General features: G+C 32.2%; 20 protein-coding genes and 1 pseudogene. 9 read left to right on the forward strand and 12 right to left on the reverse strand.

Annotation, left to right across the window (positions count from 1 at the left end; genetic code table 11):
• Positions 1-10: 10 nt before the first annotated feature.
• The 5 genes from ACQKMV_RS15555 to ACQKMV_RS15575 all read right to left on the reverse strand — a co-directional run bounded on the left by ACQKMV_RS15555 (position 11) and on the right by ACQKMV_RS15575 (position 3,678).
• Positions 11-793: an ABC transporter permease gene (locus ACQKMV_RS15555; protein ID WP_427505045.1), complete on the reverse strand. Its 783-nt coding sequence runs from the start codon at positions 791-793 to the stop codon at positions 11-13.
• Positions 790-1,683, reverse strand: coding sequence for an ATP-binding cassette domain-containing protein (locus tag ACQKMV_RS15560; RefSeq protein WP_427505046.1), 894 nt, complete (start codon positions 1,681-1,683; stop codon positions 790-792). The genes ACQKMV_RS15555 and ACQKMV_RS15560 overlap by 4 nt, the downstream gene beginning before the upstream one ends.
• On the reverse strand, positions 1,680-1,883 hold the full coding sequence (locus tag ACQKMV_RS15565) for a PLDc N-terminal domain-containing protein (RefSeq protein ID WP_049663636.1): 204 nt from the start codon (positions 1,881-1,883) through the stop codon (positions 1,680-1,682). The genes ACQKMV_RS15560 and ACQKMV_RS15565 overlap by 4 nt, the downstream gene beginning before the upstream one ends.
• Positions 1,884-2,278: 395 nt before the next feature.
• Positions 2,279-2,710 (reverse strand): protein-tyrosine phosphatase family protein, encoded by a 432-nt coding sequence (locus ACQKMV_RS15570; protein ID WP_427505048.1) that lies wholly within the window; start codon positions 2,708-2,710, stop codon positions 2,279-2,281.
• Between the two features lie 20 nt (positions 2,711-2,730).
• Positions 2,731-3,678 (reverse strand): carbohydrate kinase family protein, encoded by a 948-nt coding sequence (locus tag ACQKMV_RS15575; RefSeq protein ID WP_427505049.1) that lies wholly within the window; start codon positions 3,676-3,678, stop codon positions 2,731-2,733.
• Positions 3,679-4,063: 385 nt separating this feature from the next.
• Here ACQKMV_RS15575 and ACQKMV_RS15580 point away from each other — a divergent pair, with 385 nt between their 5' ends.
• Entirely contained in the window at positions 4,064-4,627 is a 564-nt protein-coding gene (locus ACQKMV_RS15580) for a GNAT family N-acetyltransferase (protein WP_427505050.1), read from the forward strand.
• Positions 4,628-4,645: 18 nt separating this feature from the next.
• On the forward strand, positions 4,646-5,545 hold the full coding sequence (locus ACQKMV_RS15585) for an EamA family transporter (protein ID WP_427505052.1): 900 nt from the start codon (positions 4,646-4,648) through the stop codon (positions 5,543-5,545).
• A gap of 136 nt (positions 5,546-5,681) precedes the next feature.
• On the opposite strand, the gene ACQKMV_RS15590 is transcribed toward ACQKMV_RS15585, so the two are convergent.
• Positions 5,682-5,807 (reverse strand): hypothetical protein, encoded by a 126-nt coding sequence (locus ACQKMV_RS15590; protein ID WP_427505053.1) that lies wholly within the window; start codon positions 5,805-5,807, stop codon positions 5,682-5,684.
• A 729-nt stretch (positions 5,808-6,536) separates the two neighbouring features.
• Here ACQKMV_RS15590 and ACQKMV_RS15595 point away from each other — a divergent pair.
• From ACQKMV_RS15595 to ACQKMV_RS15610, 4 genes are all read left to right on the forward strand, one after another.
• Positions 6,537-6,770, forward strand: coding sequence for a hypothetical protein (locus ACQKMV_RS15595; RefSeq protein ID WP_427505054.1), 234 nt, complete (start codon positions 6,537-6,539; stop codon positions 6,768-6,770).
• Between the two features lie 69 nt (positions 6,771-6,839).
• Entirely contained in the window at positions 6,840-7,607 is a 768-nt protein-coding gene (locus ACQKMV_RS15600; RefSeq protein WP_427505055.1) for an ATP-binding cassette domain-containing protein, read from the forward strand.
• The gene (locus ACQKMV_RS15605; RefSeq protein ID WP_427505056.1) at positions 7,585-9,036 is read left to right on the forward strand and encodes a hypothetical protein; all 1,452 of its coding nucleotides are present in this window, start codon (positions 7,585-7,587) and stop codon (positions 9,034-9,036) included. The genes ACQKMV_RS15600 and ACQKMV_RS15605 overlap by 23 nt, the downstream gene beginning before the upstream one ends.
• Positions 9,037-9,451: 415 nt before the next feature.
• Positions 9,452-9,730 (forward strand): hypothetical protein, encoded by a 279-nt coding sequence (locus tag ACQKMV_RS15610; RefSeq protein WP_427505058.1) that lies wholly within the window; start codon positions 9,452-9,454, stop codon positions 9,728-9,730.
• 146 nt (positions 9,731-9,876) lie between these two features.
• Here the strand turns inward: ACQKMV_RS15610 and ACQKMV_RS15615 are convergent, their stop codons facing one another.
• The 3 genes from ACQKMV_RS15615 to ACQKMV_RS15625 form a co-directional block, all read right to left on the reverse strand.
• Positions 9,877-10,224 (reverse strand): hypothetical protein, encoded by a 348-nt coding sequence (locus ACQKMV_RS15615; RefSeq protein ID WP_427505059.1) that lies wholly within the window; start codon positions 10,222-10,224, stop codon positions 9,877-9,879.
• Positions 10,225-10,227: 3 nt separating this feature from the next.
• Complete coding sequence (locus ACQKMV_RS15620; protein ID WP_427505060.1) at positions 10,228-10,425, reverse strand: helix-turn-helix transcriptional regulator; 198 nt, start codon at positions 10,423-10,425, stop codon at positions 10,228-10,230.
• A 373-nt stretch (positions 10,426-10,798) separates the two neighbouring features.
• Positions 10,799-11,347 carry a hypothetical protein gene (locus ACQKMV_RS15625; protein WP_427505062.1) on the reverse strand — a complete coding sequence of 183 codons (549 nt, stop codon included), beginning with the start codon at positions 11,345-11,347 and terminating at the stop codon, positions 10,799-10,801.
• Positions 11,348-12,043: 696 nt separating this feature from the next.
• Between ACQKMV_RS15625 and ACQKMV_RS15630 the strand changes: the two genes are divergently transcribed.
• The 3 genes from ACQKMV_RS15630 (at position 12,044) to ACQKMV_RS15640 (ending at position 13,023) form a co-directional block, all read left to right on the forward strand.
• The gene (locus ACQKMV_RS15630; RefSeq protein ID WP_427505063.1) at positions 12,044-12,508 is read left to right on the forward strand and encodes a hypothetical protein; all 465 of its coding nucleotides are present in this window, start codon (positions 12,044-12,046) and stop codon (positions 12,506-12,508) included.
• 106 nt (positions 12,509-12,614) lie between these two features.
• Positions 12,615-12,797, forward strand: a complete 183-nt coding sequence (locus ACQKMV_RS15635) for a hypothetical protein (protein WP_427505064.1) — start codon at positions 12,615-12,617, stop codon at positions 12,795-12,797.
• Positions 12,787-13,023, forward strand: a complete 237-nt coding sequence (locus ACQKMV_RS15640; protein ID WP_427505066.1) for a hypothetical protein — start codon at positions 12,787-12,789, stop codon at positions 13,021-13,023. Before ACQKMV_RS15635 ends, ACQKMV_RS15640 begins: the two co-directional genes overlap by 11 nt.
• A 343-nt stretch (positions 13,024-13,366) precedes the next feature.
• Here ACQKMV_RS15640 and ACQKMV_RS15645 read toward each other — a convergent pair whose 3' ends face one another.
• The 3 genes and pseudogenes from ACQKMV_RS15645 to ACQKMV_RS15655 form a co-directional block, all read right to left on the reverse strand.
• Positions 13,367-13,621, reverse strand: a complete 255-nt coding sequence (locus ACQKMV_RS15645) for an S-layer homology domain-containing protein (protein WP_427505097.1) — start codon at positions 13,619-13,621, stop codon at positions 13,367-13,369.
• A 1,022-nt stretch (positions 13,622-14,643) separates the two neighbouring features.
• A complete protein-coding gene (locus ACQKMV_RS15650) occupies positions 14,644-14,757 on the reverse strand; it encodes a bacteriocin-like WGxF protein (RefSeq protein ID WP_427505067.1) in 114 nt (37 codons plus the stop codon).
• A 78-nt stretch (positions 14,758-14,835) separates the two neighbouring features.
• Positions 14,836-15,469 (reverse strand): annotated as a pseudogene (locus tag ACQKMV_RS15655) (putative bacteriocin export ABC transporter).
• Between the last annotated feature and the right edge of the window lie 4 nt (positions 15,470-15,473).

Below are 15,473 nucleotides of genomic sequence, written 5' to 3' on the forward strand. Positions count from 1 at the left end.
AATATTATCTCTATATTTTCGTCATTGATGCGTTTTTCTTCATTGTCAAAATTCCGATACTCATAAAAATTATCGTGATAACTAATGTAATGGATAGACTCCACCAATAATCTGGCATCTCCATTGTGCCCCTAATTAATTGAACGCCATATACCGGTAATTTCCACGGTGATATTGTCCAAAATGCTCCAACTATAGCATCCAATATTTGCCCGATAAATATGAAAGCGAATGCACATGTTGCTGCTACCACTGTTTTAAAGGCCGCACTCATCATTAATGTCACTGCTAGCACAAAGAGTAACCAAGAAAAGTACGTGAAAAAGCTTGCCACAAGAGGTCCTATCTCAAATGTCCCATAAAGCACGACCGTATAGTATACGCTCGCAGTAAAACCAGCTAAAATACTAACAAAACCAACAGTACTCATAACGATAAATTTACTCATAAAATAAGCGCCGAACGATATAGGACGGACGTACAATAAAGTACCCGTCCCATTTGTTCTTTCTTTACTAACGACTCCTACAAAAGTAGCCATCAATACGAGTAAACCTATTGTTTGAAATTGTCCAACGGAAGCTTGTAATAGGTCAACTGGCATTAGTTCTGGCATCAACATTTCAAAGCCTTCTGGTAAGTTACCAACAGCATTTAAAATATCCTTCATATAATAGTTTGTCAGAGGATCAGTCATACCGAGCAACGCAAATACAAGAGGTATCCATAAAAACTTCCAGCTTCTCCAAGCTTCTCTGAATTCCTTTTGCAGAAGTACATTAAATCCTCTCATATTTTTCTCGCCACCTTCATGAAAATCTCTTCAAGTGATGCTGTTTGTCTCTCTACTTTTCGTATTTTATAAGGACAACTACTTAAAAATTGAAGCAGTTCCTGCATACTCGGTTTTTCATCATTAATTTCTATATACACATTACGGCCCTTTGCTTCTCCTATAAGTTCAGATTGGCTAGCAAAAAGGTCTGCTTCTTTTTCGGTGCTAAATTCGACAACATAATTTGGTTCATCAAAACGTTGTCGGACTTCACGTAATGTCCCCTGTTCTACTAGCTTTCCATCACGTAAAAACAATAATTGATCTGTCATCTCTTCGGCATCATTTAAAATATGTGTCGAATATAAAATAGTTGTTTCTTGTTGTAGGCCCTTTAATAAATCAAGAACTTCCCTACGACCTACCGGATCCAATGCAGACACAGGTTCATCCAATAATAGTAATTTAGGCTTATGCACAATTGCCTGGGATATTCCAAGCCGTTGCTTCATGCCACCAGAAAATGTAGCAATCTTCTTATTTAAATCATTACCTAGACCTACAAACTCAAGTGTTTTTTGCGCTTCTAATGTTGCTTTTTTTGTAGGCACACCATTTAACTTTGCAGCCATTTCAGTAAACTCTAATGCACTTAACCAAGGATGGAATTGCGGATATTGTGGCAAGAAACCAATATTGGCTCTTACATCACCATCCAGCATTTTTACACTGCCAGAGGTTGGTTTTAATAAACCTGTTAGCATCGATAATGTCGTTGTTTTACCCGCGCCATTGGGTCCAATTAATGCTGTCGATGTATTTTTCTCTAATGTGAACTCTATTCCATCCACAACTACTTTCTCTGCAAATTGCTTTGTGAGTCCCGTTACCTGAAGTAATATCGTCATGATTGTTTTCTCCCAACTATAAAGTACGCAATCGATCCAAGATAACTAGTAAAAATTATAAGAAACACCCATAAAATTTTAGGCCCATTTGTGGCATGGATTTTACGTAAATCAACTAAAGCAACAATCATTAAAATAAATTGAACCACAATTAGTGGTGCTATGACTGCCCACGGAACTTTCGCTAACTCCTCCATCAGATCACCTCATCTTTGTTATATTACTACTATAACAAAAACTGTTCTAATATGTATAGCACAATTTAATATATATTTAGAATATGTAAAATTGTTTACTTTTTTTGATAATGGTTATGAGGACTATTTAAAATAACGTTGGATTTGTCTGATGATCCACTTGGGCTAACACGATGTTGGTCATGAAGGCGTCATCACAGGACGTGATGGTTTTAGCCTTCGTTCCCCCTAGTGGCTGGTTCCAATCAATCTATCCGCATGACAGACGTTTTAACATAATGTCATCCAACTTTTAATTTTTATCGACGTCCACCCTTCAAAAGGGGGCAAAAAGGATAATTCACTACTAAAAAAGAAGATGTACCAAAGTTAAAAAAACTTTTGGTACATCTTCTCATTTATTTATATAGCTTCTGCAAAGCATCTTCCATTTTAGGACGAATTGTTACTTGTGGACGGGCATTCTTGACTACCTCTTCCGCTGCCTCTAGAGAATTGGCCATGCCAAGCTCCATTAATACAGCAGTGGCAGCAACTCCTGCGCGACCTCCCCCGCTTCCGCAATGGAAGTACACTTTCTGCCCATTGTCATAGGCAGAAACAATTTCTTTCGCAACTTTTTGAATAGATGGCGCTACTTCTATGTCCTCATCAGCAATTGGCATATGCTTGTACACATATGAAGTCGCTTCCTGCTCCTCATTGGATAAGCCATTTACTCGAACATCAATCACGATATCCACCGTTTCTTGTTCAAAAGCTAAATCTGCATCTTTTGCACCGCCAAAGAATAATCGATCCTTTACTAATACATCGTAATTTTTCTCCATAGTATGCACGCTCCAAATGACTATTTAAGTAAATGCTTAATATCATCATAATACGGAAGAGCTGTTAATGCCCCTGCTTTAGTAGCTGCTAAAGCACCTAGCTTATTACCAAAGCTTACGCAACGAACAAGTTCCTCCTCCGTTGTAGGTAAACCATTGTAATGAACATCTCGCAATACACCAGCCATAAATGCATCTCCGGCACCCGTAGTATCTACTGGCACTACCTTTTCTGTCGGTACATGGATAACCTCACCATTCAATACCGCATAAGTGCCATCTTCACCTACTGTTACTAAAATAACGGGCACTAAATAACTATTTAATTGCTCAATTCCATCTTCCAAGCTAGTTGTTTCTGTCAGGAAAAATAATTCTTCATCAGTAACCTTTAAAATATCTACGTTCTCGAAAAATGACGTGATGGTTTCACGGCAAATTTGCTCACTGCTCCAACGTAGCGGGCGAATATTCGCATCCATTGCGATAATTGCGCCTTTTTCCTTTGCCATCTCTACGGCAGCACGTGTTGTATCAAGTGCTGTGGGATGGAACATTGTACCCGAGCACACTGTTAAAGCAGATGCATGTTTAAAAGCTGCTTCATTTAATTGTGTTGCTTCTACTTGTAAATCTGGCGTCTCATCGACATAATCTTTAAAAATTCGTTCACATGCCTCTGTTAAATGTACATAGACACCGCTAACACGCTTCGCAGGGTTAAATACTGCATAATCCAGGCTTACCCCTTCTTGTGCAAGGCCATCTCGAACAAACTGAGAACCTTCGTCATCTCCTGTGATCGTAATTAATGCAGATGGAGCACCAATACGGCTAATTCCCGCGGCAACATTTACCGTTGCACCACCCATATATTTAGTAAAAGATGTGTTTGTTACATCATCAGCGATATAGTCAATAAAAGCATCTCCGTAAACTAATATAAAATCCTTATCTTCCTTTGTCATTGTTATCCTCCTGAAACTCTAGTCATTATAGATTAACACGAAATTTGATGTCGCATAAAGTTTTAAACTTTCGGAAAAATAATAATTATGACTTGGCCTAGTTGTTGCTGTCGCTTCGCTTTCTCACAGATAAACAATGCGTCTGGAATCGGCTTTGCGCTTAGGCCTGCACGAGGGCCGACACGATGTCGGTCATTTCGGTAATGCCACAGGACGTGGCGTTTTTACCGTTGTAGGTCAGTTTGCCGTTATTAACTCCTTTCTGATTTCATGACACCCGCTGAAAGAAGGTCAAGATGCCACCAGAATATCACTATTTTCTCAAAAGCTTGAGTCATCCTCTATCTTTGTTATACTTGCCTATAGAAAGGTAGGGATTTTGACAATGAGTATCACAATTCGACAAGCGCAACCACAGGATGCCCATGCCGTTGTACCATTAATTATTGATGCGATTGGTGATATTGCCAACCGTTTAACAGGAGAACAGACAGCTAAAGCAGTTGAACAAGAACTTACTGTACTATTCAAGCGTGAGGATAATCGACATTCCTTTTTAAATACTTTTGTTGCTGTTGAGAATGAGCAAGTATTAGCAATTCTTGTTTACTATAATGGTGTCGAAGCCATTCACATGGATGAAAACCTCGTAAAATGGCTAGAAGAAAAAAATGCGCCATCCATTATCATCGATAAAGAAGCTCATGAAGATGAATATTATATTGATACTATTTGTGTAGCACCAGAAGCTCGTGGTAAAGGAATTGGAACATTATTACTGCAATTTGCCATAGAGGAAACACAAAAACGAGGCTATACAAAATTATCATTAAATGTTGAAACACAAAAAGAAGACGCTCGTCGCCTTTATGAACGCATGGGCTTTGTCATTACAGAGCCATGGTCCATCATTGATGAACCATTTCATCATATGGTGAAGCAATTTTAGGAAGTGAAACAAAAAAACATGAAGAAAAATTTATTTTATCCTCTTTTAATTGTCATTGCTTCTAGTAGCTACGGAATACTATCGACAATTGTCAAAGTAGCTATGCAGCATGGCTTTACAACAGGAGAGGCCGTATCGAGTCAATATATTATTGGCTTTATGCTTATTGCAACTATTTTTATAGTGACACAAAGGCAATTACCGAAGCTTTCTAAAAAGGGACTGCTTATTTTAGTGTGCGCCGGGATATTTACCGGGGCTACAGGGATAATATACGGAGAATCATTAAAGTATCTACCAGCATCTCTTGCAGTAGTAATGCTCTTCCAATTTACATGGATAGGCTTATTAATAGATTGCGTACTTCATAAACGTTTACCAAGTCGGACTGAAGTAATTTCTCTCATTGTATTATTTGCTGGAACTATTTTAGCTGCCGGTGTACTAAATGTAGATTTAAGCGGTATTCCTATTCAAGGCTGGCTACTAGGGTTTGCTGCTGCCTTTACTTTTGCTTGCTTTATTCAATTTAACTCTCGTCACGTGGAAGGTATTACAACTACATCACGCGTGTTAATCGTTTCCTTTGTCGCTCTTATCATAATTAGTATTTTCCTTAACCCTGAAGTCCTTTGGAACGGCAAATTATTCGCCGGAGGGTTATGGAAATTCGGACTAGCACTAGGGCTCTTCGGTATTATTTTGCCGATTTATTTATTCTCTATAGCTGTTCCGAAAGTGGGAGGAGCTCTTGCCTCTATTTTAAGTGCTATGGAGTTACCTGTTGCCGTAACCGTTTCAGTTATTGTTCTACATGAACCTTTAACTTCTTTACAAATAGCGGGTATTATTTTGGTTATTTTAGGTATGATGCTACCGACAATACTTTCGCAACGACGACAAAAAAAGATCACGTAATGGCCTATCCATAAATAACTGTTGGTGAAATACTTAACATCATTGAGGCTGGTACAAAACTTTAAAAAGCGCGAGAAATCAATTTAGAAACGTTGATTTCTCGCGCTTTTTTATATAAACATTTATCTTCCTTCATTTAAATGTTTAACAATCTCTGGAAATATGCCGTTTTTTCAAACTCTTTCATAATTTTTTCTAATAAAATATCCCATTCATTTTCAAATAAAGATGATAATTTTATTTTTATTTTTTCACCATCCAAATCCGGTAACTCTAAATGATTATAACAGGTTCACATCTTCTATCGAGTAATATTATAAGTCGCAAAAACATCATAAATAATCCCCCGATTTTCCGAAGTTGTAAGAATATCTATAAAACTCACAGAAATATCCAATCTACTGCTTGAATAGCAGAAGAAACAGCATGCTCATTATGCATAGAAAATAGAAAATTGATCTATCCAATGATGATACGTTCCCCTTCATAGTCTTATAAATGAAGCACTCGGTACATAAACGGCGTAAAATGTGCGCGCGTTAAGTGTTCATTCTGCCTAAAAGGGCATTTGTTAATAATCTAAAAATATAACATTTATTTCAAAAACAACGAAATCAATTTTTGCTGGTTCCGAAACAAAAAATGATAATTCTGAATTTTTAAAATAAGGTGTTACAGATTCACATCTATTCTAACGTTAGAAAGACAGATAAAAATCTATTATCTAAGAATGATTAAACAGCTTAAATCCAACAAAACACAGGACTTAAGTCGCCAATTCACATCAATTATTGATAAAACATACATATTTATGTACTCCCTACTATAGTTGAAAAAATCCCCACCTTTTTTTGGATAGGAAAATATAATTTTTCTAGTTTTTATCAATTTTTGTGTAAATAATAACAAAAACTGATTTTGAATTTTTAATATCTAGTGTTACGGTATTAACATCCCCGGGGAAAAAACAAAGAAATGATGGAGGGATAAAATGACAGTAATGAAAAATATGTTTTTAACTGCATTAATTAATTTTTTTGTACAGCCATTTACAAATGTAATGATGGATTCAAAAACTGAACAGCGTAATGGTTTTTGGGTCTGGGTTGCTATACTTATAATAGTAATTGCAGCTTTTTATGCTGCTTGTTACTTTTATGGCGCTAATTTTACTGGAAATTTCAATTTTTTAGGAATTGGATTTGAAGTTGAATGTAAGAAGTAAAAATTCAAGTAAAAGTAGAATAGAATTCGAATTCTATTCTACTTTTACTCTTTTAGAGGGTGACTTAATATGATTGAAATTAATATAAAACAAAAAATATATCCTGATTTTTCTATAGAGGATGTTTCTCTTTCTATTTTCCCAAGGGAAATTACATTATTGTTAGGTCATAATGGTTCTGGTAAAACAACAATAATTCGTTCTTTATTGGGATTAGTTCATTTGGATTCAGGGAGCATAAAATTGGATAATACTGAGATTGATTTTCAACATTATAATAGTTATAAAAAATTCAAATCTGAAGTTGGGTTTATACCAGATGAAGATGTTTTATTTGATTATCTAACTCCAGATGAATATTTTCAGTTAGTTATAATTAGTAAAAATATTGATTCGTCTGATTTTTTGAATTTTTTAATAAAAGTTTTCAATATTAGTAAATATACTAAACAATTGATAAGTACATTATCTCATGGAAACAGAAAAAAAGTTCAAATTATAGGCCAAATTTTGTGTAAACCAAAGTATTTAATAATTGATGAGCCTACCAATGGTTTGGATCCAGATATGATTATAATTTTAAAACAGATTATTTTAAAGTTAAGAGATCTAGGTACGGGAATTCTTATCTCAACACATGATTTACGATTCGCTGAAAATTTGATGAATAGCGTGAGTATTATAAGAGATGGGAAAATTATACTTCAGGATAAAAGCGATAATTTATTAGGAGAATATGGAACTTGTAATTTGGAGGATATTTATAAAAAAATCAATAATGATTATTATAATTATATTGAGGTGCTTATAGAGAATGAAATGGTTAAGCATAGCTAGGAAACTAGATGGAAAACAGCTTAGAGAAAATTTAATTTCTACTTTTATTCATAATAAAATGATTGGGTTATTAGTGCTATTAAGCGTAATTTCTATTTATGCTTTATATATTTTATTAACTATACAAGGTGTTAACCCTTCTAATCAATCTATTATCGATGTACTTTATAGAGCTGGAATTATGAGTATAGGCGTTTTTAGTTTCATAACAATTATATTTATATATTTTACCAGAAACAAACTTCTTACCCCTGAATATAAACATTTTTTTAGTTCTGTGTCTATGTCCACATTAGAAATAATTTTAGCTAATTATTATTATGTTTTTATTTTCACATTGTTTTTCTATTGTTTTGTTATGTTACCTGTATTTTTAGTTATTATTTTCTTTTATGAAATAACCTTCTTCATGTTGTTTAGTATGTTTTTAATGTTGTTGTCATTACCTCTTTTGTTTTTTCTCATTTTAAATGTGTGGATTATTTCTTATCTTTTAGCTATGAGACTAAATAATAATTTTAGAAATTCACTGCTAACAATTTTATTTATTATTTTTTCTTTTGTTTTGATTGTTATAAATTTGATTTCAGGGAATCGCTTTAGTTTACTGAATTTATATTTAAATTCGGGTTTTGTTAATTATTTAGTTTCGTTATCACTAATTATAATATATATATCTTTAAACATTTGGGGGTTAAATAAATTATCTTCAATTTATTTAGGTAATTTATTTAAAGAAAAATTAGAAGATGGCTTTATCAAATATAAAGTCGTAAATATTTCAAAGTGGCGAAATGATTCTCCATTATTAAGACAAATTAATCTTGAATTATTAAGATTGTATCGTACAAACTTGTATATGGAACCAATTTTTATAGTTATCTTCTTAGGTTTAATAATAGTTGTTGCATATAAAATGTTAAATTTCGAGGTTTTTACTTCAATATATAATTTAGTTTTCCAATTTGGAATGATTGAAGCTATGATAATTGTACTTATATCTTTAGGATCTGAATTTTTGAAAACTAAATTTCTAATATATTCAATGAATTGGAACGGATTTATTTATTTATTTGGTAGATTTCTTATATATATCATCTCCAATATTTGTATTTATTTATTATTTATTTTAGGAGTTACAACTATTGTATCCGATATTAGTGTTGATTTATTAACATTATTTCAATATATAAGAATAGTTTCTATTACTATATTAGCTATAACTATTGGATTTATATGGCCTATTCAAGAATTTAATAAATTGTTTTTAATTTTAGTATTTATACTTTGTTACGGTATTATCGAACTAATTATTTTAAATTTCAATATTCCTTTCTCACTAATTAATTTTTTATTTGGAATACTAATTCCATTTGTTTGTGTATTTGTTTTGAAAAAGAAATTTTTAAAAGGACCCATAACAAAATGAATGTATTAACATTTAGCCCTTCTATTTTAGTAATTTTCCAGTTTTTTATATTTCTGATTGGATCTATAACCACTGTTATATTATCACATGAATTAGGACATATATTGATGATTATATTTTTCAATATTGTATATAGAAGAGGGATTTTTAATCTCAAGTTAAAATTAACATTGACTAATATTGAAGTTATTAATAAACCCTTTCCGAATCCATGGGCAAATATTTTAATAGCCTGTTTTGGGACAGTCAATTCAATATTATTTAGTTTTGTTTTTTATAGTTTATATTCTAATAATTTTTGGGGATTTACAATGTTTTTATCTATAATAAGTATTTGTAATATATTACCATTCGCCCCTGATGGAAATATTATAAATTACAATTTAAAGAAATTAGAAGAAATTAGGAGGAAGAGATGAGAAAATCTTATAAAATCGTTGTTGCTGTTCTATTAAGTATTATCACTTACAGTTTAATTACATTTTTGGCAACACTTTCTATTGTATTATCTAAAGTAGAATCTTTTGATTTTCAACCTAAGTTTTTTGGTCAAGATATAGTTTATATCCATATTCAAGATAGTATATTTAATGCTAATGTAACATCGACAGGTGTACTTATATTTGGTCTTTTAGGAGGGATTATTCAACTTCTTATTAATAAATTTAGTAAGTCAGACAAACAGGCGTATTGATTAATCAAAATATCCAGATTTCATTCATAAATCCTATGAGAAAGCCGTACAAAGCATATGTTCAACATTATTATTTATGATTCCTCTATGTGTTAATTCTCCAAGAGCGAGCACCACTGTTTGTCTCAGTACGTGTTGCTTGCTTCTCATAATTCATATAGCACCGGCATGATGCAAGACAGAACAATGAGTACTTGTGACGAGTCAAGTGTTAAAGGCCCAAATGAAGCTGTCAGTAAAAAAAGGACCAGTATTGTGCCGAATAAAACGAAATAATTAATGGTCATTGCTTTTCCCATAATTTCTTTCGAGCGTTCGTCCTTAGGGAAAATATGTGGTGAAAGATATGCTAGCATCAACTGATTTAAGCCTAATGCTATTAGCATAAGAGAATTGGGAAATCTACCATTGGCTATTTCCTCATAAATAAAATAAAGACCAAATCCAATTCCAATGATGCTTGAAAATAAATAGGTTTTTTGATTATTAGTCATATTTCAGTCCCCCTCATAAATAAAGACATCTTCAATTTTACAATGAAATACACGAGAAATTTTAAATGCTAATTTGATAGAGGGGTTATAGCGTTCATTTTCAAGTGAAATAATCGTTTGTCTTGATACATGTAATAGTTCAGCTAATTTATCTTGCGTTAAATCGTATTTAGCACGTAAATTCTTAATATTATTTTTCAACTTTTCACCATCTATTAGTAAAGTTAACTTTACGTTAAGTAAACTTTACATATTTGAACTAAGTCAATACTTAGACACATAACAGCTAGCTTTTTCTGGTACTCAACGTCCATTATTGCTCCACATCTTAAATCGCGCATGAAAAGATGCTACTACTCTATGGTGATTAGAAAATCCAAAAATAGAATTTATTTTCGTAATTCGAATCCCTTTAGAACCAAAGATTGTTATAATTTTTTAATTATTCTAACATTAATGCCAAACTTAAAGATTATACTGATAGTATGTAAGTTTTTCACTATTAGGGAGTGGGAAGATTAAGCAGAAGAAGATAGTTAAATCTCTGATTCTTTAAAGAAAAAAAAGATGTGTCCTATGCAAAGAAATTAGATCTAATTTCTTCGATTCTAGAAGTCATATCTCCCATATTTGTGCTTATACTTACCGGGATTTGTTGCTGATATAAAGATCTTGCCTTTGCTTTAACAGCGTTGTTGTTTCCAGCTTGTACCTTCTCCGTTACTTTATTTTGTTTCAACGTAGAATTTACTATGTCATCAATAGAAATGTTAGCTGAGGACGAGATAGAACCTTCACTTGTTAAACCAATGCTATTTAATAGTTGCTTCTGTACAGTGGATAAATTACTATCCTTATCTAATTTAGTTTCAAGTAGATCTAGAAAACCATTCTCACTGTACAAGTCTAATATATTTGATACTTTAGGATCTTTTAATAACGACTTTCTTTGTATATCAGATAAATTCTTTATATTTGAACTATTAAGAAGAGTATCTGTTAATACATTTTTGAAAGCAGTTTTTTGATCTTCTGATAAATTTAATTTTTTGTTTTCAGACAATTCTTGAAGGAGTTTTTGTGTGAAAAGTATATTTTCTGTAGATGGAAATTTTACATTCAATGTTATCACGCTTCCTTTCTCGAGATATTCATATCTTCTTCTATGAATATTATCGTCAATTATTAGAAATATTCACTGAACAATATGAGGGCGCGAAACGTTTACCTATAAAACAGTTAATAACCAAACAATAACTATTTTACCATTTATTTATATGACAAAATATGCTATATATAACTAAGGTTTTGTACAATTCCTAAAAAAACAAAAAGGAGCTAGGATTATGAAGAAGATAACAACCATCTTGACAGCATTATTTGCCGTATTTATTGTATTTGGGATTATGGGGAAAGCACCAGCATCTGAGTTAGATCAAGAACTAGATTAGGAATTTTCTCCCATTTTGTTCATAGAAACTTCAATTGAAGAACACGAACATGATGCTTTTGTACATGAAAGTATAACTGGAGATGAACAAATTACTGTTTTTGCTATGTGTAACCATGTTGGTACTCTAAAAGAAACAAAATATGTTGGTTTTCATAGCACATGTGGGGGTCCTTTATACAAGGTATATTGTAAGCCATGTGGTAAATTTAAAAAAACCTTATGTCTATGTCCTTAACAGACTCTCATTACGTGTAGATGAGAATGTAAGTTATTGGATTGATGTTTTCTGAAAAACTAGTTTTTTACCAAAAATGATACCATGGTTTAAAAATACATAAAATTTTCTTCAAGGGTGCGGAATGTGAGGTGGATTTTATAAACATTAATAATCTCAATACATTTAATATTTTTACAAATAACAAAATGAATAATGTTGTAGTTACTGTTCCAATAAAGACCTCTTTATTTGCAACAGTATTTAATGATTTTTTGAAAGAAAAATCATTAGCAATAACTAATCCTAACGATTTGAAGTCTTCATTGGAATTACATCTTTTGGAGGACAAAGTTAATCAAACAGTTGAGCTTGAAGACAAGTATTGCTCGCTATGTGGTTCTATGATTGAAGATGATGGTAGTTGTCCGTTATGTATTGTGCCAATATTTATAACTGGTAACAGCAACCAAACATTTCAAAACCAAAATGCTTCACAAGTAAATAATTCCCATGCAGAGTTTGGAAGTAGCGTACACCACCCTTTAGAAAGTAAAGAAACATCAATAAAATCACATGATATCAATTTAAAATTTATGAAAAAAGCACCTATTTAGTTGAATGGGTGCTTCTTTGTATCATTATTCAGTTCCAATCAATGTCTGTATAATTAATTACTTCTTTCTTCAATCTTTTCATTTTTTCTTAGGAAACCTGCCAGCCATGAAAGAAGAAAAATATAAAGATGCCATTATTGAACAGGCGAAAAAAGATTTTAAACGTGGAAAAACAACGATGGGACCAGGTTTTATGGAATTGAAAAAGAGTTTTGTTTCGGTTGTATCTCCTAATCGAAACGGTTCTATTACTCAAGCAATGCAACGTTTGCCATTTTATGCAGCGTAATAAAATTAATTATATGCAAGTAAAAGATGGTCGTGGAAATGAAATTGCTAGCTTTTCACCAAACAAAGGGTGGACGTCCGTTGCTACTTCGGCAGAAAGTGCACGTAGTAGTGAGTTTAATACGTTATATATCAATACATGGAACGCCTTAAAAGCTGAAGCGAAAAAAGCTTCTTACGTATCTGATAAAAATGTAACTAAGAATATGATTGATACATCAATTTAAATTAGCAAGAAGAGTAGCATTTTGCTGCTCTTTTTGTTTGCTGGAGAGAATTCTCTTGGCACTGAACAAACAACATATCTTCGAGCAAAGCGACAACAAATATAGCTGCTTATTTTGCAAAAATAACAGCTGAAAATTTGTAAAGGTCGTAGGAATATCCTACCAAGTCAAAAACAGTGTTTTTGGGGAGTGGGCGCACATTCCCGTTGCTTGCCCTACCCTTAAGCCACGAAAAAAGAGTAGCAAAATGCTACTCTCAGCAGAAAAAATCGAACAATGTTTTAAGTTGTATTCCAAATACAGACATTCCTAGATAAACCACAAACTTTTATAAACCAAGCGTTCAGTACATAAATGCCGTAAACTGTGCGCGTGTTAAGTTTTCATTTAGTTTAAAATTACCGTTTTCATCGCCTAGTGCAATGTTATGGTCTGCTAAAGTCGCAATATATCCACTCGCCCAGTTTGATGGGTCAACATCTTTAAACGAGCTATTGCCCTCTGGCGTTAAATCAAAGGCAAGCACTAGTATTTTCGCCATTTGTGCACGAGTAATATAAGCATTAGGACGGAAAGCTCCATTTGAACCATCCATGATACCTGCTCATTGTAGTCGTGTGATTTGTTCATAATACACATGATTTTTAGGTACATCCGAAAATAGGTTAATGCATCAAATATGAAGTCCTACCGTACCCAAAGACTCCTAAGAAAAATAGTGATTAGGATAATCATCAAAAAACTTAGGAGAAAGTTAATGTCGTCGTTTAAAGAACATTTAAAAACCCACCTACAATCTCTATTCACATCGATTTTAGGTAGGTTTTGTCTATTAGTCATCGATCTTTTTTGACAAATAGAAGTATTGCTAACAAAGCAAGGAAGAATAGACTTAAATGGAAACTCATCAAATTAGCATTATATTGAATATAATAATTAGTATTTAGCATTTTGTTGTCAGTTAGCATTAAAGAAGAAACAATTGTCGGACTAAATAGCGAAATCATAGCTATACAAACTATGCAAAACGAAAAGATTTTTTTATTCAAAAAATCACCTACCAATAATGTCTATAGGTATCTAAAAGTTTTTGTATAGGATACTTCTACTGGTTTTCCTGCAAGACCACCAGGGGTTGTTCTAAAAATAAATATTTTAGAACAACCCCTGTTAAATTATTTACTCTTTCAATCTTGGATATAGTTCAGTAAATTTTATACCTTCTATTGTTGCCTTGCTCCCAGTATGATTTTTATATTAGGCAAAACGAACACCAGTCATCATAACAACAATTATACGCTTCAATTTAAAGCTAGCTCCTTTTCATCCTTAATCTAAAGTTGCTAAAAGTGATAAAGTCATTATCAATAAAAAATCACTAAAAATAATGTAACCTTTTTGTTTTGAATCATGAGAGTAAGAGGATTCTGCATTTAATTGAATTTCGAGTCGATTAAGATCTATTTCGGCCCTTTTCATTTTAAATTATCCTTGCTGAATTATCATATACCTTGCTAAAAAGGGTATGACCTTAGTGTGTTTTTTTTCAATTTCAAAAACTTTCATAACTTAGGGCAGACGATAAATTACTTGCTTTTTTGTGTGTAGAGTCTACCACATCTATAAAATATTTTTTTCTTTATAAAACAATATATTTACAAGCAAGTTTAATACTAAAAAAACTAGTATAAATAGACCCCAATATGTAAATAGATTATCATATCCCAACAACATTACCCTATATAATTTTATGTATAACTACAGTTAATAGTATTAATACACATTTGATTACAGATAATGCTATGATTTTTATCATCTAATCTCTCCGCTCAATATTAATTATTCTATCTGACCGTTCAGCTACTTCCTTATCATGAGTTACACAAATAATAGTTTTTCCTGAATCTTTTAATTGCTTAAATAAATTTAAAATAACTTCTTTATTTAAATCATCAAGATTTCCTGTTGGCTCATCTGCTAATATTATTTCGCAAGGTTTTAGCATCACTCTTGCTATAGCAATCCTCTGTTGTTCACCACCACTTAACTGGTAAACTTTCTTTTCTAAATATGTAGCATCCAAGCCGACTTTTTCTAAATTATTTATCATTATTTCATTACTAAAATTGTTACTATATGCCTTTGAAATTAGTAAGTTATCTTTAACTGTTTCATTATTCATTAACACATAATTTTGAAATATATATCCGAATTTATACCTTCGCAAATACATAGTATCTTTACTATTTGGATTTAAATGACCGTCTATAGAAACAGTACCTTTTTCCGGCTTATCTAATAGGCCAATCATATTTAAAACTGTCGTTTTACCTGCACCACTTTCGCCTATAATAGATACAAATTCTCCTTTATTGATGCTCAATGAAAGATTTGCAAGTATAGTTTTCCCCGAAAAACTTTTACTTATATGTTTGAGTTCAATCATTAGA

The organism is Lysinibacillus sp. NPDC094403 (assembly GCF_050278745.1).
In the GTDB taxonomy this organism is placed as follows: Bacteria; Bacillota; Bacilli; order Bacillales_A; family Planococcaceae; genus Lysinibacillus.